Here is a 19,230-nt window from a genome sequence, read left to right on the forward strand (position 1 = left end):
GGGTGAGGGTGTCGGGCGGCAGTGGGGCGAAGGGGTTGAAGTCCGGCGGCGGCACCATGACGGGGGTCCCCTTGGGCCGGCGGTCCGGGTCGTCCGGTCCGTCCCCGGCCGCCGGGTCGGCGGTCGGCAGGGTGACGGTCGGCGCGGGAGCGGCCGGCGGCGCCGTGGGCGGCGGCGGGACGGCCGCGGGCTGCGGGACGGTGGTGCCGAACGGGTCCTTCGGCTGGTCGACCGTCACCGTGCCGAAGGGGTCCACGGCCTGGACGGCGGGTGGTGCGGCCTCGGGGGCGGCGGGGGTGAGGGTGTCGGGCGGCAGTGGGGCGAAGGGGTTGAAGTCCGGCGGCGGCACCATGACGGGGGTCCCCTTGGGCCGGCGGTCCGGGTCGTCCCCGGCCTCCGGCACCGTGGTGTCGGTGAGCGTCGCGGCCTGCGGGGCGAACGGGTCGAAGTCCGGCGGCGGCACCATGACCGGGGTGCCCTTGGGGCGGCGCTCGGCCGCCTCCGGGCTGTCGTCCGGCACCAGGAGGGGTTCGGCGGGCGTCGGGTCGGCGACCGGGGCGAAGGGGTTGAAGTCGGCCGGGGGAATCCGGACCGGGGTGCCGCGCAGGTGCACCGGCAGCGGTGTGGCGCCGGCCGGCGGCTCCTCGGCGGGCGCCGGCTCGGTGGCGGTCGCCGGGGTCGCGAAGGCCTCGGCCGGTACGCCCCGGGCGGGGGTCGCGGTCGGCACCGCCGGCGCGAAGGCCTGCACCGGCGCGGTGAGCTGCCCCGCCACGCCGTCCCAGCCGAACTGCACGCTCTTCAGCAGCTCGGCGAAGGCCTCCGTGTACAGGTCCCAGTCCTGCGGCTGAGCGGTCGCGAGCTGGACGCAGAGCACCGAGACGCCGTCCGGCAGCGGGACGAACGCCTCCACCACCGAGGTGACCACCCAGCGCCGCCGGCCGTCGGCGGCCAGCGGACCGGGGACGGGGACGCTGCGGCCCTCCACCAGGACGGCGGCCGGGCCGGCCGGCAGCAGCACCGTCCAGACCTCGGCGTGCCGACGGACGGTGGCCAGTTCGGTGGCGAGCCCGGTGATCGGCAGCGGGTGCCGGGCGAGCGAGACCACCAGGGTGGCGTCGGTCGGGCGGCCGGCCACCTCCAGGGCGCAGACACCGGCGTAGACCGTGCCCGAGGCGGTGATGGCGTCGGCCAGGGTGGCGGCGATCACCGCGAAATCGCGGCGCGGCGCCGGACCGGTGCCGCTGAACAGCTCCTCGGCGACCTCGGCCAGGTGGGCGGTCAGCTCGGCGGCGGCCGCGCCGGTGGCCGGGTCGATGCCCTTGGCGGTGGCTAGGCCGGCCGCACCGGCCGGGCCCGTGGGTACGGTCCGGGCGGAGACGCCGACCGGCCCGCCCGGGGAGGTCAGCGGGTGGAAGCCGGGCGGGACGACCAGGCGGACCTCGGCGCCGGCGCCGGTGGCCAGCTCGACCGGCTGCCGGGTCTGCTGCCCGCCGGCGAGCGCCGCCAGCGCGGCGGCGAACGGCGGGCGCAACTCGGGGGCGGCGATCTCGCCGGCCACCGGCAGCTCGAACAGCGCGGCCGAGACGGCACCCCGGTCGGCCGCCGCGCCACGCACCGGTCCGCCGCCGTAGCGGGCCAGCAGCGCGCCGCCGGCCAGCTCGGCCAGCGGGGCCCCGGTGCCCGGGCGGGCCGTCCCGGCGGTGACCACGGTGCCGAGCCGGTCGACGGCGTCGTGCACCGGGCCGTTGGGCGCCAGCGGAAGGTTGAACAGTGCCTCGGCCGCCGGGTGGGCGCCGGCGCGCAGTGCCGTCAGCGAGGCCGCCGGGTGGCGCGAGGTGTGCTTCTCGAAGAGGCCTTCGGTGAGCGCGCCGAGCGTCGCGGACACCTGCTCGGCCGGGGCGAAGGGATTGGCCTCCGCGCTGAACTGGCCGTCCTGGGTCAACTGATGAGCCCCCCGCTCTGCTGCGTGTGCGTTCGGTGGTTCGGTGGGTCCGGGCGCGCTCGTCACCGGCGTGCCGTCAGATCCGTGCACATTCCTATCAGAGGCCGCCGCTGTGGCAGAACCGGCGTCCGGTCAGTGCACGGGCTTGACCACCAGGGCGGCGACGGCGCCCGCGATGCCGGGGTCGGCGAACAGGGCGGCGAGTTCGCGCACCAGCCGGCCGGTCGGGCCGTCGGGGCGTTCGGCGGCGAAGAAGCCGGCGAGTTCGGCGGCCAGCGCGGGCTCCCGGGCGGCGGTCAGGGTCAGGGCCGCCACGAACTCCTGGACCAGGTGGAGTTGGAGCTCCTCCAGCGGCACCGAGCGTTCGCCCAGCCACTCCAGCGAGGTGATCTCGGCGTTGGCGATCCAGGCCCGGACGGTCAGCCGCAGACCGGGGCTGGGTGAGGGGACCGCCAGGTGGGACAGGATCTGGTCGTGCGCGGCCCGCCGGACCTCGTCGATCACCGCCGACGTCCCGGCGCTGGCCGCCACCGAGCCGCCGCGCAGCAGCGCGGCGAAACCGGGGCCGTGGCTCTGCACGAAGTCCAGGTAGCGGCCCATCACCCGGTACAGCCGCTCGGAGAGCGGGCCGTCGGCCGGCTCCTCGAAGCGCCCGGCCAGCTCGCGCCCGGCCCGGCGCAGCGACTCCTCGTACAGCGCCTGCTTGCCGGGGAAGTAGTGGTAGACCAGCGGGCGGGAGGCGCCGGCGGCGGCGGCGATGTCGTCGATCGACACCTCCTCGGGCGGGCGCCGGCTGAACAGCTCCAGGGCGACGGCGATCAGCTGCTCGCGCCGCTCGTCCACGCTGAGGCGCCGCCGCGGCCGCTCGCCGCTCCGGTCGGTGCGCTTCTCGGCCGCGGCGCCGTCCTCGGCCCGGGCGCTCCTCGCGGCCCGGACGCCCGTGGCCGGGGTGCCGGGCGCGGTGGGGTCCGGGGTCGCGCCGCCCGGGGCGCCGGTGCTGCCGGCGGCCCGGGCGCTGCTCCGGCCGGTGCGCGGGGACGTGGGCGCCGCCGACGGCGTACGGGAAGCCATGGGCGTCACCCTATCCGGCCGGGGCGGCGGCCGTGGATCTTGCCGGACGCCCGGCCCGGGCCCCTACGCGGGGCGCAGCTCGCGGTAGCGGCGGTAGGCCTCCAGGCCGTCCGGGACGAACGCGTCGCGGGCCAGCCTGGCGTCCAGTTCCTCCGGGGTCAGCCAGGCGTGCCAGGCGACCTCGGACTCCTGCGGCGCGACCGGCCCGTCCCACCGCGCCTCGTACAGGTCGCACCACCAGGAGAGCCCCTCCTGCTCGAAGAGGAACTTGAGCAGCGGGCGCGGCTCGATCCCGCTGACGCCGAGCTCCTCCTCGGCCTCCCGGACGGCGGCACTCGCGTACGTCTCGCCGGCGCCGACCACCCCGCCGACGAACATGTCGTGGAAGCCCGGAGCGAACAGCTTGGTGTCGGTGCGCCGGTGCACGAAGATCCGCCCGGTCCGGTCGCTGACCAGGACGAAGACGCAGCGGTGGGTCAGCCCCTGCCGGTACACCTCCCCGCGCGGGGCGGTCCCGATCACCCGGTCGTGCTCGTCGACGACGTCCAGCAGTTCCTCGGCAGGGTTGGTCATGACGGACAGGTTAGGGTTTCCGGGCCCGGTTCGAACGCGGGCACGACGGAATTCGGACGACTCCGGGGGCGCGTTGTGGTGGAGATCTGGGGCGAGACCGCCGAGGGCTTCGAGCCCGTACGGGAGGCCTTCGCGCGCAACTTCCGCGAGTACGGCGAGCTCGGCGCGGCGTTCGCGCTGTACCTGCGCGGGCGCAAGGTGGTCGACCTGTGGGGCGGCGACGCCCGGCCCGAGGTCGGCGGGCGGCCCGCGCCGGCCGTGCCCTGGACGGCGGACACCGCGCAGGTGCTGCGCTCGGTCACCAAGGGCCTGACCGCCACCACGGCGCTGCTGCTCGCCGAGCGCGGGCAGCTCGACCTGGACGCGCCGGTCACCTCGTACTGGCCTGAGTTCGGGGCGGCGGGCAAGGGCGCCGTGCCGGTGCGCTGGCTGCTCTCGCACCAGGCCGGCGTGCCGGCGCTGGACGTGCCGCTGCGGCTGGAGGACGTGCTCACCTGGGAGCGGGCGGTCGCGGCCGTAGCCGCCCAGGCGCCCGCCTGGGAGCCCGGCACCGCGCACGGCTACCACCCCTACACGTTCGGCTGGCTGGTCGGCGAGGTGGTCCGCCGGGTGAGCGGGCGGACGGTCGGCCAGTACTTCGCCGAGGAGGTCGCCCGGCCGCTCGGGCTCGACCTGTGGATCGGGCTGCCGGCCGGAGCCGCGCCGCGGGTCGGCCGGCTGGTGGACCTGCCCGCGCCGGAGGCCGCCCGGACCGGCCCGAGCGGGCTGCGGCTGCGCCCCAAGCAGGCGGTGCGGGACGCCTACCAGGACCCGGCCTCGCTGACCGCCCGGGCCTTCGCGTCCGTGCGGCCCGGCGTGGACCTCAACGATCCGGCGGTGCAGGCCGCCGAGATCCCCGGAGCGGGAGGGATCGGCACCGCGCGGTCGCTGGCCCGCTTCTACGCGGTGCTCGTCGGCGCGGCCGACCGGTACGGCTGTGCCCCTGGCACGACGCTGCCGCCGCTGCTGGGACCGGAGGTGCTGGCCCGCGCGGCCGGGCCGGTGGTCAGCGGGCCGGACCGGGTGCTGATCGTCAACTCGACCTTCGGTCTCGGCTTCTTCCGGCACGGCCCGACCGCGCTGATGGCCTCGCCGGCGAGCTTCGGCCACCCGGGCCGCGGCGGCTCGCTCGGCTTCGCCGACCCGGAACTCGGTCTCGGGTTCGGCTACGTCACCAACGGCATGCAGCCCGGGGTGACGGGAGACGTCCGCTCCCGCCAGCTGATCCACGCGGTGCGCGGCTGCCTCGGGCTGTCCTGAGGAGCGTCAGGCCTGGCCGGTCTCGAAGCGGCTGATCCGGTTGCCGTCGACGACGAAGCGCCAGGCGGTGCGCATCTCGCCCCAGGTCTCGTTGCTGTAGTTGGCGATCAGCGCGCGGCCGCCGTCCGCCTCGGACTGGACGTCCATGTGGCCCCGGCTGGAGAAGATCTCCCGGTCGATCCAGTCCGCGAGGTCGCGGTCGGAGCCGTCGTCGGACATCGTGGCGTCCTCGGTGAGCAGGGCCATGAAGGCGGCGCGGTCGTTGGCGTTGATCGCGGCGACGGCGGCGCGGACGGTCGGGTCGGAGAGCTTGGCGATGGCGATGGTCATGAGGTCTCCCGGAGGTGAAGGGACGGGACTCCTGTCTAAGGCGTCCGCCGGGCGTGTCCGGGCATGTCGGCGGCGCGTCGGTGATTTTCGGTATTCATGTGCTTAGATCCCGATATGGGCGATTTGCTTGCAGGAGGGAGCTCCATGGGTCCGGCCGAACCGCCGGAGGACGCCCAGGAGACCGCCGAGCCGCTGACCCCGGGGACGGTCGCGCTGCCGATGCTGATCGAGCACGTGTGGGCGCAGGAGGCCGCCGGGGCACCGCGCGCGGTCGGCGGGCGGATCGCCCCGGGCGTCCGGATCCCGCAGCTTTCCGACCTGGGCCGGCCGGCCCAGCAAGGCCTGCTCACCCCCGGGGAGTTCGCGACGGCCAAGGCGCGGCCGCTCGGCGGGTGAGCTCGGGAGAAACGCGGTGGGGCGACCTCGCGAGGGGTGTCGCGCCGCGGACCACGGGGAGTGGTTGCGGAGTGGGAAGTCGGCCGGTCCGACTTCCCACTCCGCGCTTTCGCGTCACCGGGGGCCGAAGCCGGCAGGTGCGCGCCCGTCGGCGGGCTGCCAGCGGGCTGTCGGCGGGCTGTCGGCCGGCTATCGGCGGGCTAGAAGAAGCCGAGGGCGTCGGGGGAGTAGCTCACCAGCAGGTTCTTGGTCTGCTGGTAGTGCTCCAGCACCGCCTTGTGGGTCTCGCGGCCGATGCCGGAGTTCTTGTACCCGCCGAACGCCGCGTGGGCGGGGTAGAGGTGGTAGCAGTTGGTCCAGACCCGTCCGGCCTGGATGGCCCGGCCGGCCCGGTAGGCGGTGTTGCCGTCCCGGCTCCAGACGCCCGCGCCGAGCCCGTACAGGGTGTCGTTGGCCTGGGCGATCCCGTCGTCGAAGTCCTCGAAGCGGGTGACCGCGAGGACGGGGCCGAAGATCTCCTCCTGGAAGATCCGCATGCTGTTGACGCCCTCGAAGACGGTGGGCGTCATGTAGTAGCCGCCGGCCAGCGCCCCGCCGAGGTCGGCCCGCTCGCCACCGGTCAGCACCTTGGCGCCCTCGGCCTGGCCGATCTCGATGTACGAGAGGATCTTCTTCAGCTGCTCGTCGCTGGCCTGCGCGCCGACCTGGGTCTCGGTGTCCAGCGGGTCGCCCTGGCGGATGGTCCGGACCCGCTCCAGGCCGTCGGCGAGCAGCCGGTCGTAGACCGAAGACTGGATCAGCGCCCGGCTCGGGCAGGTGCAGACCTCGCCCTGGTTGAGGGCGAACATCGCGAAGCCCTCCAGCGCCTTGTCGTAGAAGGCGTCCTGCTCGGCCGCGACGTCGGCGAAGAACAGGTTGGGGCTCTTGCCGCCGAGCTCCAGCGAGACCGGGATCAGGTTGCCGCTGGCGTACTGGGAGATGAGCCGGCCGGTGCCGGTCTCGCCGGTGAAGGCGATCTTGCGGATGCGGCTGCTGGAGGCAAGCGGGCGGCCGGCCTCCAGGCCGTAGCCGTTGACCACGTTGAGCACGCCGGGCGGCAGCAGGTCCGCGGTCAGCTCGGCCAGCAACAGGATCGACGCCGGGGTCTGCTCGGCGGGCTTGAGCACCACCGCGTTGCCGGCCGCCAGGGCCGGGGCGAGCTTCCAGACCGCCATCAGGATCGGGAAGTTCCACGGGATGATCTGGCCGACCACGCCCAGCGGCTCGTGGAAGTGGTACGCCACGGTGTCCTCGTCCAGCTGGGAGAGGCCGCCCTCCTGGGCGCGCAGCGCGCCGGCGAAGTAGCGCAGGTGGTCGACGGCCAGCGGCAGGTCGGCGGCCAGCGTCTCGCGCACCGGCTTGCCGTTGTCCCAGCTCTCGGCGACCGCCAGCTCCTCCAGGTGGTCGGCTATCCGGTCGGCCATCCGCAGCAGCACCTGGGCGCGGTCGGCGGGCGAGGTGCGGCCCCAGGCCGGGGCGGCGGCGTGGGCGGCGTCGAGGGCGGCCTCGATGTCCTCGGCGGTGCCGCGGGCGATCTCGGTGAAGACCTCACCGGTGACCGGGCTGGGGTTCTCGAAGTACTCACCGCGGATCGGCGGCGTCCAGCGGCCGCCGATCCAGTGCTCGTAGCGGGGCCGGTAGGCGACGATGCTTCCGGGCTGCCCCGGGGGCAGGTAGACCGTCATGTGCTGGGTGCCTCCTCGCGTTGTCGGGGGGCACCGCCGCGGCGCACGGGCCGGGCGGCGCGCCGGGCCGCGGACCGGCGGCCCGGTGGAGGGTGCGGCCGCACACGCGGGCGGGGCGCCGCCGGGGCACCCGCCGCTGGGCGTGGCGGGCACGCCCTGGCACCCTAGCCGCGCACGGCGGCTGCGGATACCCTCCGTACGTGAGACATCCACGGAGGGTGCGCGTTCCGGCCGAATTCCGCCGCCGGGCCGGGCGGTGCGCCCGGCCCGGGGCGGGGCGGTCCGGCTCAGGCGGACTGGTAGCGGCCGGTGCGCGACTCCCAGCTGAGGTAGCCGGCCAGCCAGGTGACCAGGCCGTCGGCGTACCGCCCGGCGATCGCCCGTTCCACCCGTGCCAGGCCCAGCTCCCGGAAGACGTCGGGGAGTTGCCCGTGCAGCTCGCGGCAGCGCTCGACCATCAGCTGGGCCTCGGCCATCACCACGGCGCAGGCCTCCTCGGCCGAGCAGCGGCGCTCCCGCTGCACGATCATCACCAGGTTGTTGACGTCACCGCGCGGAGCTTCCAGCGGGAAGGACCGGACATCGTTGCTGAGTGACGGTATGTCAGCGGCCAGCTGGCGGAGTTGACGCAGGACCGGGTGATGGAGGACGGCGGCGGGTACCTCGAACTGGCCGAGGCGCTCCACCATGTCGAAGATCGTCTCCATCGCGGCAGTGCCCCGCCTGAGCACCAGGTAGCCGTCCCGGTCCGGCGGCCGGGAGGAGATCCGCCCGGCCGCCTCGGCCGGGTGACTGGCCAGGTACCACTCCCAGTTGTAGGCCGCCCGGGCCTGCCAGCGGGCGGGCATGCCGCGCGCGCTGCGGTCCCAGAGGTCCGCGAACGCCGTCTCGACCGGGGACGAGGCGTCGGGGCGGGCACCGTGCAGGACGGCGATCAATCGCTCGCAGATCGGGGCGACCTCGGTCGGGCAGCGGCCCAGCGGGCCGTCGAACTGGTCGTCGAAGAGGAAGTAGAAGCCCATCAGGTCGGCGGCCAGGGCGAGTTCGTCCGGGCCGGCGTCCGGGTAGCCGAGTGCGGCGAGGTCGACCACGTCCCAGTGGGCGTAGGACGGGTGGGCCGGGTCGGGGAGCAGCGGATGCCGGGTCAGCCAGGCGCGGTGCAGCTCGGTGGCGTACGGGCCGTGGGGGCTGCGGCGGTGCGGGAACGGAAGCTGCAGTGAGGTGTCGTCAGACATCGGACTCCCGGTGCGGCGGATGGTGGGGGCGCTGGCGGTACTGGTGTTGATTGTGGGGGAGTTGGCGTGGCGGGTTTCCACGGGGTGGTCCATCTGGCAAGATCAACTCGATGGGAATGCCGTAGAGTATCTGATGCAATGATCGGACGTTAGGGATATAGGGCAATTGCCCTTGGCAAGCCGTCCGAACCATCAATCTCCGCCCCAGCCTGCGCGAATGCCGCACGGCGCGCCCCCGGCGGCGCTAATCTCGGCTCCACGGGCAGGGAACAGCGAGGCGGAGGCACCACGGTGACCGAGCAGGGACACGAACGTCGGGCGGGGGCGGCCGCCGGAGGGCAGGAGACGGACGCTCTGTCACCCCGGGTCAGGCTGCGCGACCGCGATGCCGAACTCCGCTCGGCCGAGGCCGCGGTGGAGAAGCTCTGCCGCGAGTTCGCCGCCGGCGGCACCGAGATCGGCGAGCTGCTCACCTTCTCCGGCCGGCCCGGCATCGGCAAGACCAGCCTGCTCCACGAGGTCCGTCGGATCGCCAAACTGCGCGAAGGCGCCACGGTGCTCTTCGCGCGCGGCGGCGAGCGCCAGTTCAACGAGCCGTACCACGTCCTGCGCCAACTGCTCCAGCCCGTCCTCGGCGGCCTCGCCCCCGACGTGTTCCGGCAGGTGATGGGCACGTGGGAGGAGGTCGTCGGACCGGCCATGGGCCTCAAGCAGCCGAAGACCGGCGCCCGGCGCCTCGACCCGCAGGGCGTGCGCGACGGCCTCGACTACGTCCTCACCCAGCTCGCCCCGCGCCGCGCCCCGCTGGTGATGATCGTCGACGACCTGCACTGGGCCGACCTCGAATCGCTCGGCTGGCTCACCCAGTTCGCCGTCCGGGCCCGCGAGTTGCCCGTCCTGCTGGTCTTCGCCTACCGGGAGGACGCCGCCGACTGGCAGCCCGAGGCCCAGGAGCAGCGGTCCGCCGTCACCGGGCTCGCCACCCGCCGGCACGAGCTGAGCCGGCTCTCGCTGGTCTCCGTCACCGACATGATCCGCGCCGAGTTCGGGACGAAGGCGGAGGACTCCTTCTGCTACGAGTTCTGGAACGTCGTCAACGGCAACCCGTACGAGGCCGTCGCCCTGCTCGACCAGGTCCGTGACCAGGACCTCGAACCGGTCGAGGAGAACTCCCAGCAGCTGCGCGAACTCGCCGTCGACGCCACCGGGATGACCCTGAAGGGCTGGTTGGACCGGCTCGGCGCCACCACCCTGCGGTTCGCCTGGGCCGCCGCCATGCTCGGCACCGACATCCGGCCCGACCTCGCCGCCCGGATCTCCACCCAGAGCGCCGAGGGCTCCCGCGAGTCCATCAAGCAGCTGCGCCGCCAGCGCGTCCTCACCCAGACGCCCAACGGGAACCTGGAGTTCGTCCACCCGCTGATCGGCAGCTCGATCTACAACACCATGCCGGAGTCCACCCGCACCGGAATGCACGGCGTGGCCGCCGCCGAGATCGAGAACGCCGGACTCGGCCTGCTCGCCGCCTCCCGCCACCTGGTCGAGACCTTCCCCGGCGAGGGCGACGACCGCACCGTGCGCAAGCTGCGCCGGGCGGCGCAGGAGCACCTGCTGATCGGCGCGCCCGAGGCCGCGCAGCGCTGCCTGCACCGCGCCCTCGCCGAGCCGCCGGACGACGAGGACCGCGCCGAGGTGCTCTACGAGCTCGGCTGCTCCGCCCTGCTGACCGACCCGGGCGCGACCGTCAACCAGCTGCGGCTCGCGCTCGACCCCGAGGAGGGTCCGCTGCGTCCCGCGCTGCGGGTGGACGCCACCTTCCGGCTCTCGGAGGTCCTCGCGCACAGCGGTCAGCTCGGCGAGGCCGCGCGGGTCTGCCAGGAGGAGGCCGAGCAGACGGTCGGCGACCCGGCCGGGCGGCTCCGGCTGGAGGCCGCCTCGTTCATGTGGCACGCCTACCGCAAGTCCGAGGAGAACGGCCCGGGCCGCTCCGAGCGGCTGGGCGCGCTCTGCCGCAGCCTCACCGGTCGCCAGGCCGCCGACCGGGCGGTGCTCGCCCTGCGCGCCTGGGACCTCACACTGCGCGGCGAGCCCTCCGCCGAGGTGCTGTGCCACGCGGACCAGGTCCTCGACCAGGGCCGGCTACCCAAGGGCCTCGGCTGGACCGACAACACCTGGGGCTTCGAACTGCCCGCCACGCTCGGCCTCTCGTACACCTACAACGACCGCATCGCGCAGGCCGAGCGGCTCTTCGGGGACGCCATCGTCCAGTTCGAGGTGGCCGGCTGGAGCGGTGCCCACCGCGGCTTCGCGTACTTCCTGATGGGCCTGGCCCGGTTCCGCCGGGGTCTGCTCGCCGAGGCCGAGGACTTCCTGCGCCGTGCCCTGCGGCTCTCCGAGCGGATCGGCCCCAAGCTGCCGCTCGCCTGGGACGCGGTCGGCGTCCTGGTGGACACCCTGATCGCCCGCGGCCGGATCAACGAGGCCTGGGAACTCGCGAGCGGCTTCGGTTTCGGCCCGCCGTACCACGAGACCGCGATGGTGCTGCCGGACGCCGCCTCGCTGTACGGCAAGCTGCTGCTCGCCAAGGGCCGCAACGCCGGGGCGGCCGCCGCGCTCACCCAGGCCGGTGCCCAGCTCGACGCCCGCGGCTGGCACAACACGGTCTGGGCGCCGTGGGCCGGACACCTCGCCATCGCGCTCGCGCAGGACGAGCCCGAAAGCGCCCGCCAGTACGCGGAGCGGTCGGTCCGTGACGCCCGCCGGTTCGGCACCGCCTCGGCGATCGGCACCGCGCTGCGGCTGCACGCCCAGATCGAGGACGGTCAGCAGGCGGTGGAACTGCTGGAGCAGGCCGTCCGGCACCTCGGCCAGTCGCCGGCCGGCTACGAGCACGCCGTCGCCCTGGTGGACCTCGGTGCCGCGCTGCGCCGGGTCGGCCGGCTGGAGGACGCCCAGGAGTACCTGTACCAGGGCATCGAGCTGGCCCAGCACTGCGCCGCCGACGGCCTGGTCGAGCAGGCCCGCCACGAGCTGGCCAACTACGGTCTTCGGCCCAACCGGCTGGCGGACGTCCGGGAGATGCTCAGCCAGCCCGAGTGGGACGTCGCCCGGCTGGCCGTCCGGGGTGTGCCGCCGCAGCGGATCGCCGAGGAGTTGGGTGTCCACCTGAATCTGGTCAACCGGCGGCTGGCGGCCGTCTACCGCAAGGCGGGCAGTGGCCCGGACGGCCTGGCCTCGGCCCTCGGCATGCCGCCCGAGCAGCGCGAGGGCACGGCGGACTAGCGCGATCACGGTGGTCACGGCGATCCGGAGCAGCGGCTCGGAGCGTGCGGCCGGAGCGTGCGGCCCGGGAGAGCGGGCTCGGATCGCGCGGCCGGGAACAACGTGGCCCGGAAGAACGCGGTTCGGAACGATGCGACGGAACGGCCCGGCGGACGGAGACGGGGCGGCGGCGCGCGGGAGCGTCATGAGCGCCCCCGCCGCCGCCTCGCTGACTAGGCTGGCCCACGGGGCTGCGGGCCCCGGACGGACCCGGTACCAGGGGCCGCGGCACGCCGCGGCCGCCAGTGAGGAGCAGGCCATGGCGACGCCCCCGGCGAACGGCTCGCAGCCGACCAGCGTGCGGCGCGAACCCCTCGAACCCTCGGGCGCCGGCGCCGCGATCGAGCGCTGGACCCTGCGGGCCGGCCCCTACGAGGCGAGCGTGCTCACCCTCGGCGCCACCCTGCACACCCTGAGCGCCCCCGACCGCGCCGGCCGGCCCGGTCAACTGCTGCTCTCCTCCGACCGGTTGGCCGACATCCTCGGTCCGGCGCGGCACTACGGCACCGTTGTCGGCCGCTACGCCAACCGCATCGACGGCAGCAGGGTCACCATCGACGGGGAGGAGCACCCGCTCGCCCCGACCGGCGACGGCGTGACCCTGCACGGCGGCCCGGACGGCTTCGCCCACCGGATGTGGGAGGCCGAGCAACTGCCCGACGGCGTCCGGCTGCACCTGCACAGCCCCGACGGCGACCAGGGCTTCCCCGGCGCGCTCGACGTCACCGTCGACTACACGCTGCGCTCCGCCGGCGAGCTGACCATCGCCTACCGCGCCGTCACCGGGGCGCCGACCGTGATCAACCTGACCAACCACGCGTACTTCAACCTCGCCGGCGAGGGCCACGGGGACGTCCTCGGCCACCTGCTCACCCTCGACGCCGACGCCTACACCCCGGCCGACCGGCGCCAGATCCCCGACGGCCGGACCGAGCCGGTGGCCGGCACCCCGTTCGACTTCACCGTCGCCCGGCCGATCGGCAAGTCGGTGCACGACGAGCACCCGCAGCTGGTCGGGCCCGGCGGCTACGACCACAACTGGGTGCTCCGCCCGCGCCCGGCCGACGGCACCCCGGCCCGGGCGGCGCTGCTGGAGGACCCGGTCGGCGGCCGCACGCTGGAGGTGCTGACCACAGAACCGGGCCTCCAGGTCTACACGGCCAACAAGTTCCAGGGCGCGGTGACCGGCGCGAGCGGCGTCCCGTACGGGCCGTTCGCCGGGATCGCCCTGGAGACGCAGCACTTCCCGGACTCCCCGCACCACCCGGACTTCCCCAGCACCGAGCTGCGCCCGGGGGAGGAGTTCCGCTCGACGACCGTGCTGCGCCTCGGCGTGAGCTGAGCCGGGCCCGTCGGCGGGCCCCCGCGGAACACGGCCGGGCCGGGTCGAAGCCCCGGCCCGGCCGCGCGGTGAGCCGGTCGGGCGGGACGGTCAGCGTGCCGGGAGCTCCCGGCGCATGCAGAGCCGGGGCCAGCGGTCCAGTCCGTGCCGGGCCTCCCGGCGGCGGATCTCCCGCAGGCCGGGGGTGAGCTCGCCGCCGGCGAGCGGCCGGAAGCCGCAGCGGGCGTAGTAGGGCGCGTTCCAGGGCACCTCGGTGAACGTGGTGAGGGTCAGGGCGGGTGCGTCGGTGCCCGCCGCCAGGTGCTCGATCAGCGCCCGCCCGATGCCCCGGCGGGCGTGGCCGGGGTGGACGGAGACCTGTTCGATGTGCAGGGCGCCGTCCACCGGCTCGGCCAGCAGATAGGCGACGGGCGCACCCCCGGCGTCCAGCGCGACCAGCGCGACGCCCTCGTCCAGGAAGCGGGCGAGCTCCTCCGGGGCGGGCGGCTCGTCCTGCGCGATCTCCGGCATCCCGATGGCCGCGAACGGCGCCCCGGCGGCCCATTCTAGTGCGCACAGCAGCGGCAGTTCTTCCCTCGTGGCGGGTCTGATCAGCATGCGCCCAGTCTGCTGCAAGGGGCTTGCCGCCACCCAGCGTATTTTCCGCCCGGCCGAGCACCGGGGTGAACCGGACAAAGCGCCATAGAACGTTCCGCTGTCAACTACCGTGCGGCTACGTCCAGGACACGCGGGCGTAACGATCGGCGAATCTTGCAGAAACTTGCTGCAAGGACTTTCGGTGATGATTGCGCCGCTGTTAACTTCCTTCCAGCCCGACGGCAGCAACAGCGCGGTCGGCGCGAGGCAGCCATTATGCGCCTGTCTCGCAACATCTCGGGCACCCCCACCCTCCCAAGGAGTTCTCATGCGGCGTGGCATCGCGGCCTCTGCCCTCGTTGTGGCCCTCGCGGTCTCGATGGCTGCCTGTGGCAGCAGCGGCTCCAGCTCGGACGGCAAGGCCGACGGGCCGGTCACCCTCACCTACTGGGACACGTCGAACGCCACCAACGAGGCGCCGAACTACCAGGAGCTCGCCAAGAAGTTCGAGGCCGCCAACCCGAACGTCAAGGTCGACTTCGTCAACGTGCCGTTCGACCAGGCGCAGAACAAGCTCCAGACCGCCATGGGGGCCAAGGGCGCTCCGGACGTGTTCCGCTCCGAGGTCGGCTGGACCGCGGCCTTCGCGAAGGCCGGCTACCTGGAGCCGCTCGACGGCACCCCGGCCGCGACGGACTCCGCCGCCTTCCAGCCGACGCTGATCCAGCAGGCCAAGTACGAGGGCAAGATCTACGGCGTCCCGCTGGTCACCGACACCCTGGGCCTGCTCTACAACAAGGAGCTCTTCACCAAGGCCGGCATCACCGCCGCCCCGAAGACCTGGGACGAGCTGAAGACCGCCGCCGCCACGGTCAAGGAGAAGGCCGGCGTGGACGGCTTCTGGCTGAAGGCCGCCGACGGCTACTACGCGATGCCGTTCCTGTTCGGCGAGGGCACCGACACCGTCGACGCCGCCGGCAAGAAGATCACCATCACCTCGCCCGAGGCCGTCAAGGGCATCGAGACCTACAAGTCGATGTTCACCTCGCCGGGCACCGCCAAGGCCGACGTCACCACCGACGCCTACGCGCACATGATGGACGCCTTCAACAGCGGCAAGGTCGCGGCGATCATCCAGGGCCCCTGGGAGATCACCAACATCTACAAGGGCTCCGCGTTCGCCGACAAGACCAACCTCGGCATCGCCCCCGTCCCGGCCGGCTCCAGCGGCAAGGCCGGCGCCCCCACCGGCGGCCACAACATCTCCGTCTACGCGGGCGCCGACAAGGCCCACAAGGCCGCCGCCGAGAAGTTCGCCGCCTTCATGACCTCGGCCGAGAGCCAGGCCTTCATCGCGCAGAAGAACTCCACCCTGCCGACCCGCGCCGACGCCTTCACCCCCGAGGTCAAGGCCGACCCCGGCATCGCCGACTTCCAGGCCGTGCTCAGCAGCGCCAAGCCGCGCCCCGAACTGCCGGAGTACAGCTCGCTGTTCGCCTCGCTCGGCACCAACCTCGGCAAGGTGGTCCAGGGCACCGGTACCCAGGACGGCCTGAGCACCGTCGCCACCGACTACGCCAAGCTCCTCCCGGGCTTCGCCAAGTAGTCCACCCGGCCGTCCGGCCCGCCGCCACCTCCCGGCGGGCCGGACGGCCAGACCCGTAGCAGCAGTCGCCGAAGCGAGGCGGCGGACCTCCTCCGAGAAGGTGTCGAACAATGTCAGTCGCCGTGCAGGGCGCCACCGGCCAGGGCAGCCGGGAGCGCGATCCGCGTCCGGGCCTGATGGAGCGCCTCAAGCGCTCGTACGCCAAGCACTGGTACGCCTACGCGATGATCGCGCCGGTCGTGCTGGTGCTCGGTGTGCTGGTGATCTACCCGCTCGTCCAGGGCGTCTGGCTCACCCTCACCGACGCCAACAGCCTCAACTCGGCCCGCACCATCGGTGTCAACGAGATCCCGGCGACGTATCAGTTCGTCGGCTTCGACAACTACGCCGACATCCTCTGGGGCCCCGGCTCGTACGACCGCTTCTGGTCGCACTTCGTCTGGACCATCGCCTGGACCGCGATCTGCGTCGCCCTGCACTACACCCTCGGCCTCGCCCTCGCCCTGCTGCTCAACCAGAAGCTGCGCGGGCGCACCGCCTACCGGCTGCTGCTGATCCTGCCCTGGGCCGTGCCGACCTTCGTCACCGTCTTCTCCTGGCGGCTGATGCTCGCCGACGGCGGCGCCGTCAACAGCATCCTCGGCTTCCTGCACCTGCCCGAACCCAGCTGGCTCTCCGACCCGTTCGCGCAGAAGGCCGCCGCCATCCTGGTCAACACCTGGGTCGGCGTGCCGTTCATGATGATCTCGCTGCTCGGCGGCCTGCAGTCGATCCCCGCCGAGCTGTACGAGGCCGCGGAGATGGACGGCGCCTCCGCCTGGCAGCGCTTCCGGTACGTCACCCTGCCCGGGCTGCGCACCGTCTCCTCCACCGTCGTGCTGCTCGGCGTGATCTGGACGTTCAACCAGTTCGCGGTCATCTTCCTGCTGTTCGGCACCGGCGCGCCCGACGCCCAGCTGCTGGTCACCTGGGCGTACTACCTCGGCTTCGGCCAGCAGCCGCGGGACTACGCGCAGTCCGCCGCCTACGGCGTGATCCTGCTCTCCATCCTGATCGTCTTCACCACCTTCTACCGGCGCTGGTTGGCCCGCAACGAGCAGGCCAACGGCTGACGCCCCGTACTCCAGCGACCACGAAGGCAGGTAAACCGATGAGTACCACCACCGAACGCCCCCGCGCCGCCGCCGCGGCGAGCGCCCCCGCCGCCCCCGGGAAGCTGCGCCCGCGCGGCCAGAACTCCCCGCTCGCCTCCGCGCTCTCGCACGGCGCGCTGATCACGGCCAGCCTGATCGCGCTCTTCCCGGTGCTGTGGATCCTGTACGTCTCGCTCGGCCCCGACAAGACGGACTACCTCCACCCCGGCGACATCCTCGACAAGATGACGCTGTCGAACTACACGACGGTGCTGAACGACACCGACTTCTTCACCTGGTTCGTCAACTCGCTGATCGTCGCGGGCGTCACCACCGTGGTCGGCGTGATGTTCGCCGCCACCACCGGCTACGCCGTCTCCCGGATGCGCTTCCCCGGGCACCGGCCGCTGATGTGGTCGCTGCTGGTGACGCAGATGTTCCCGATCGCCGTGCTGATCGTGCCGATGTACACCATCATGTCGACGCTCGGCCTGCTGGACACCCACCTCGGGCTGATCCTGGTGTACTCCACCACAACCGTCCCGTACTGCGCCTGGCTGCTCAAGGGCTACTTCGACACCATCCCGGTGGAGATCGACGAGGCCGGCCGGGTCGACGGGCTGAGCCCGATCGGCACCTTCTGGCGGCTGATCCTGCCGCTCGCCCGCCCGGGCCTGGCGGTGGCCGCGTTCTACTCCTTCCTCACGTACTGGGCCGAGGTGCCCTTCGCGTCCACCTTCATGCTCAGCTCCGACAACTACACGCTCTCGGTGGGCCTGCAGACCTTCGTGAGCGAGCACGACTCGCAGTGGAACCTGATGGCCGCGACCGCGGTGATGATCGCGATCCCGTCCGCGCTCTTCTTCTACCTGGTGCAGCGTCACCTGGTGACCGGCCTGACCGCCGGCGCCTCCAAGTCCTGACCTGCCGCTCTCTAGTCCCAAGGGATACCGTCCATGACCCAGAACCTGGCCGACACCTCCCGGCCCGCCGCCGACGCCACCGCTCACGAGGCAAGCACCGGCGCGTCCAGAGGCTGGTGGCGGGATGCGGTCATCTACCAGGTGTACCCGCGCAGTTTCGCCGACTCCAACGGTGACGGCATGGGCGACCTGCCCGGCATCCGCAGCCGTCTGCCCTACCTGCGCGACCTCGGGGTGGACGCCGTCTGGCTCTCGCCGTTCTACGCCTCCCCGCAGGCCGACGCCGGCTACGACGTGGCCGACTACCGCGCGGTGGACCCGATGTTCGGCACCCTGCTGGACGCCGACGCGCTGATCCGCGACGCGCACGGGCTGGGACTGCGGATCATCGTGGACCTCGTGCCCAACCACTCCTCCGACCGGCACGAGTGGTTCCAGCGCGCGCTGCGCGAGGGTCCGGCCTCCCCGCTGCGCGAGCGCTACCACTTCCGTCCCGGCCAGGGGGAGAACGGCGAACTGCCCCCCAACGACTGGGAGTCCATCTTCGGCGGCCCGGCCTGGACCCGGACCGAGAACCCCGACGGCACCCCCGGCGACTGGTACCTGCACCTGTTCGCCCCCGAGCAGCCCGACTTCAACTGGGAGAACCGGGCCGTCGCCGACGAGTTCCGTTCGATCCTGCGGTTCTGGCTGGACATGGGCGTCGACGGCTTCCGGATCGACGTCGCCCACGGCCTGGTCAAGGCCGCCGGCCTGCCCGACATCGGCGGCGGCGACCAGCTCAAGCTGCTCGGCAACGACGTCATGCCGTTCTTCGACCAGGACGGCGTGCACGAGATCTACCGCAGCTGGCGGAAGATCCTCGACGAGTACCCGGGCCAGCGGATCGGCGTCGCCGAGGCGTGGACCCCGACCGTCGAGCGCACCGCCAACTACGTCCGCCCCGACGAGCTGCACCAGGCCTTCAACTTCCAGTACCTGGGCACCTCCTGGGACGCCGCCGAGCTGCGCGCGGTGATCGACCTCTCGCTCGACTCGATGCGCCCGGTCGACGCCCCCACCACCTGGGTGCTCTCGAACCACGACGTCACCCGGCACGCCACCCGCTTCGCCAACCCGCCGGGCCTCGGCACCCAGATCCGTACCCCCGGGGACCGCGAGCTCGGTCTGCGCCGGGCCCGCGCCGCCACCCTGCTGATGCTCGCGCTGCCCGGCTCCGCGTACATCTACCAGGGCGAGGAGCTCGGCCTGCCGGACGTCACCGACCTGCCCGACGAGGTCCGCCAGGACCCGTCCTTCTTCCGCAAGGCCGGCCAGGACGGCTACCGCGACGGCTGCCGGGTGCCGATCCCGTGGTCCGGCACCGAGGCCCCGTACGGCTTCGGCCCGACCGCCGGCGGCCCCAGCTGGCTGCCGCAGCCCGCCGAGTGGGCAGGGCTCAGCGTCGAGGCGCAGACCGGCGACCCGACGTCGACCCTGGAGCTGTACCGCAGCGCGCTGGCCGTCCGCCGGGAGCGGCCCGAGCTGGGCGCCGGCACCGGGGTCGAGTGGCTGGACGGTCCCGAGGGCACCCTGGTCTTCCGCCGCGGCTCCTTCGTCTGCACGGTGAACACCACCGCCGAGCCGGTGCGGATAGCCGTGCCCGGCCGGCTGCTGCTCTCCTCCACGGACGCCGTGACGGACACCGCGGTGGACGGCGGCGAGACGGTGCTCGCTCCGGACAGCACCGACTGGTGGGCGGTCTGACGTGGTTGCAATA

The 19,230-nt window shown here is 73.4% G+C and carries 14 protein-coding genes and 1 pseudogene; 8 read left to right on the top strand and 7 right to left on the bottom strand.

Features of this window, described 5'->3' with window-relative positions; all coding sequences use genetic code 11:
- From AB0J08_RS33655 to AB0J08_RS33665, 3 genes and pseudogenes are all read right to left on the bottom strand, one after another.
- A pseudogene (locus tag AB0J08_RS33655) lies at positions 1-1,942 on the bottom strand (hypothetical protein); the annotation flags it as partial.
- A 132-nt stretch (positions 1,943-2,074) separates the two neighbouring features.
- Positions 2,075-2,785: a TetR/AcrR family transcriptional regulator gene (locus tag AB0J08_RS33660; RefSeq protein ID WP_360641732.1), complete on the bottom strand. Its 711-nt coding sequence runs from the start codon at positions 2,783-2,785 to the stop codon at positions 2,075-2,077.
- Positions 2,786-3,076: 291 nt separating this feature from the next.
- Entirely contained in the window at positions 3,077-3,586 is a 510-nt protein-coding gene (locus AB0J08_RS33665; protein WP_360641673.1) for an NUDIX domain-containing protein, read from the bottom strand.
- Between the two features lie 75 nt (positions 3,587-3,661).
- Here AB0J08_RS33665 and AB0J08_RS33670 point away from each other — a divergent pair, with 75 nt between their 5' ends.
- On the top strand, positions 3,662-4,885 hold the full coding sequence (locus AB0J08_RS33670; protein ID WP_360641674.1) for a serine hydrolase domain-containing protein: 1,224 nt from the start codon (positions 3,662-3,664) through the stop codon (positions 4,883-4,885).
- Between the two features lie 6 nt (positions 4,886-4,891).
- Here AB0J08_RS33670 and AB0J08_RS33675 read toward each other — a convergent pair whose 3' ends face one another.
- Positions 4,892-5,215: a nuclear transport factor 2 family protein gene (locus tag AB0J08_RS33675; protein WP_360641676.1), complete on the bottom strand. Its 324-nt coding sequence runs from the start codon at positions 5,213-5,215 to the stop codon at positions 4,892-4,894.
- Between the two features lie 144 nt (positions 5,216-5,359).
- Between AB0J08_RS33675 and AB0J08_RS33680 the strand changes: the two genes are divergently transcribed.
- Complete coding sequence (locus AB0J08_RS33680) at positions 5,360-5,611, top strand: hypothetical protein (RefSeq protein WP_360641678.1); 252 nt, start codon at positions 5,360-5,362, stop codon at positions 5,609-5,611.
- 200 nt (positions 5,612-5,811) lie between these two features.
- Here the strand turns inward: AB0J08_RS33680 and AB0J08_RS33685 are convergent, their stop codons facing one another.
- Positions 5,812-7,335 carry an aldehyde dehydrogenase family protein gene (locus AB0J08_RS33685; protein WP_360641680.1) on the bottom strand — a complete coding sequence of 508 codons (1,524 nt, stop codon included), beginning with the start codon at positions 7,333-7,335 and terminating at the stop codon, positions 5,812-5,814.
- Between the two features lie 287 nt (positions 7,336-7,622).
- Complete coding sequence (locus AB0J08_RS33690; RefSeq protein ID WP_360641682.1) at positions 7,623-8,570, bottom strand: terpene cyclase; 948 nt, start codon at positions 8,568-8,570, stop codon at positions 7,623-7,625.
- A 291-nt stretch (positions 8,571-8,861) separates the two neighbouring features.
- Between AB0J08_RS33690 and AB0J08_RS33695 the strand changes: the two genes are divergently transcribed.
- Both AB0J08_RS33695 and AB0J08_RS33700 read left to right on the top strand, forming a co-directional pair.
- The gene (locus AB0J08_RS33695) at positions 8,862-11,852 is read left to right on the top strand and encodes an AAA family ATPase (RefSeq protein WP_360641684.1); all 2,991 of its coding nucleotides are present in this window, start codon (positions 8,862-8,864) and stop codon (positions 11,850-11,852) included.
- Positions 11,853-12,150: 298 nt separating this feature from the next.
- Positions 12,151-13,233 carry an aldose epimerase family protein gene (locus tag AB0J08_RS33700; protein WP_360641686.1) on the top strand — a complete coding sequence of 361 codons (1,083 nt, stop codon included), beginning with the start codon at positions 12,151-12,153 and terminating at the stop codon, positions 13,231-13,233.
- Positions 13,234-13,323: 90 nt separating this feature from the next.
- Here the strand turns inward: AB0J08_RS33700 and AB0J08_RS33705 are convergent, their stop codons facing one another.
- A complete protein-coding gene (locus AB0J08_RS33705) occupies positions 13,324-13,830 on the bottom strand; it encodes a GNAT family N-acetyltransferase (RefSeq protein WP_360641688.1) in 507 nt (168 codons plus the stop codon).
- 307 nt (positions 13,831-14,137) lie between these two features.
- On the opposite strand from AB0J08_RS33705, the gene AB0J08_RS33710 reads away from it, so the two are divergent.
- The 4 genes from AB0J08_RS33710 to AB0J08_RS33725 all read left to right on the top strand — a co-directional run bounded on the left by AB0J08_RS33710 (position 14,138) and on the right by AB0J08_RS33725 (position 19,217).
- Positions 14,138-15,415, top strand: a complete 1,278-nt coding sequence (locus AB0J08_RS33710) for an extracellular solute-binding protein (RefSeq protein WP_360641690.1) — start codon at positions 14,138-14,140, stop codon at positions 15,413-15,415.
- Between the two features lie 110 nt (positions 15,416-15,525).
- Positions 15,526-16,527 (top strand): sugar ABC transporter permease, encoded by a 1,002-nt coding sequence (locus AB0J08_RS33715; RefSeq protein ID WP_360641692.1) that lies wholly within the window; start codon positions 15,526-15,528, stop codon positions 16,525-16,527.
- A gap of 38 nt (positions 16,528-16,565) precedes the next feature.
- Entirely contained in the window at positions 16,566-17,471 is a 906-nt protein-coding gene (locus AB0J08_RS33720; protein WP_360641694.1) for a carbohydrate ABC transporter permease, read from the top strand.
- Between the two features lie 33 nt (positions 17,472-17,504).
- Positions 17,505-19,217 carry a glycoside hydrolase family 13 protein gene (locus AB0J08_RS33725; protein WP_360641696.1) on the top strand — a complete coding sequence of 571 codons (1,713 nt, stop codon included), beginning with the start codon at positions 17,505-17,507 and terminating at the stop codon, positions 19,215-19,217.
- The last annotated feature ends 13 nt before the right edge of the window (positions 19,218-19,230 follow it).

The sequence above is a fragment of the Kitasatospora sp. NPDC050463 genome (assembly GCF_040655255.1).
Lineage (GTDB): Bacteria > Actinomycetota > Actinomycetes > Streptomycetales > Streptomycetaceae > Kitasatospora.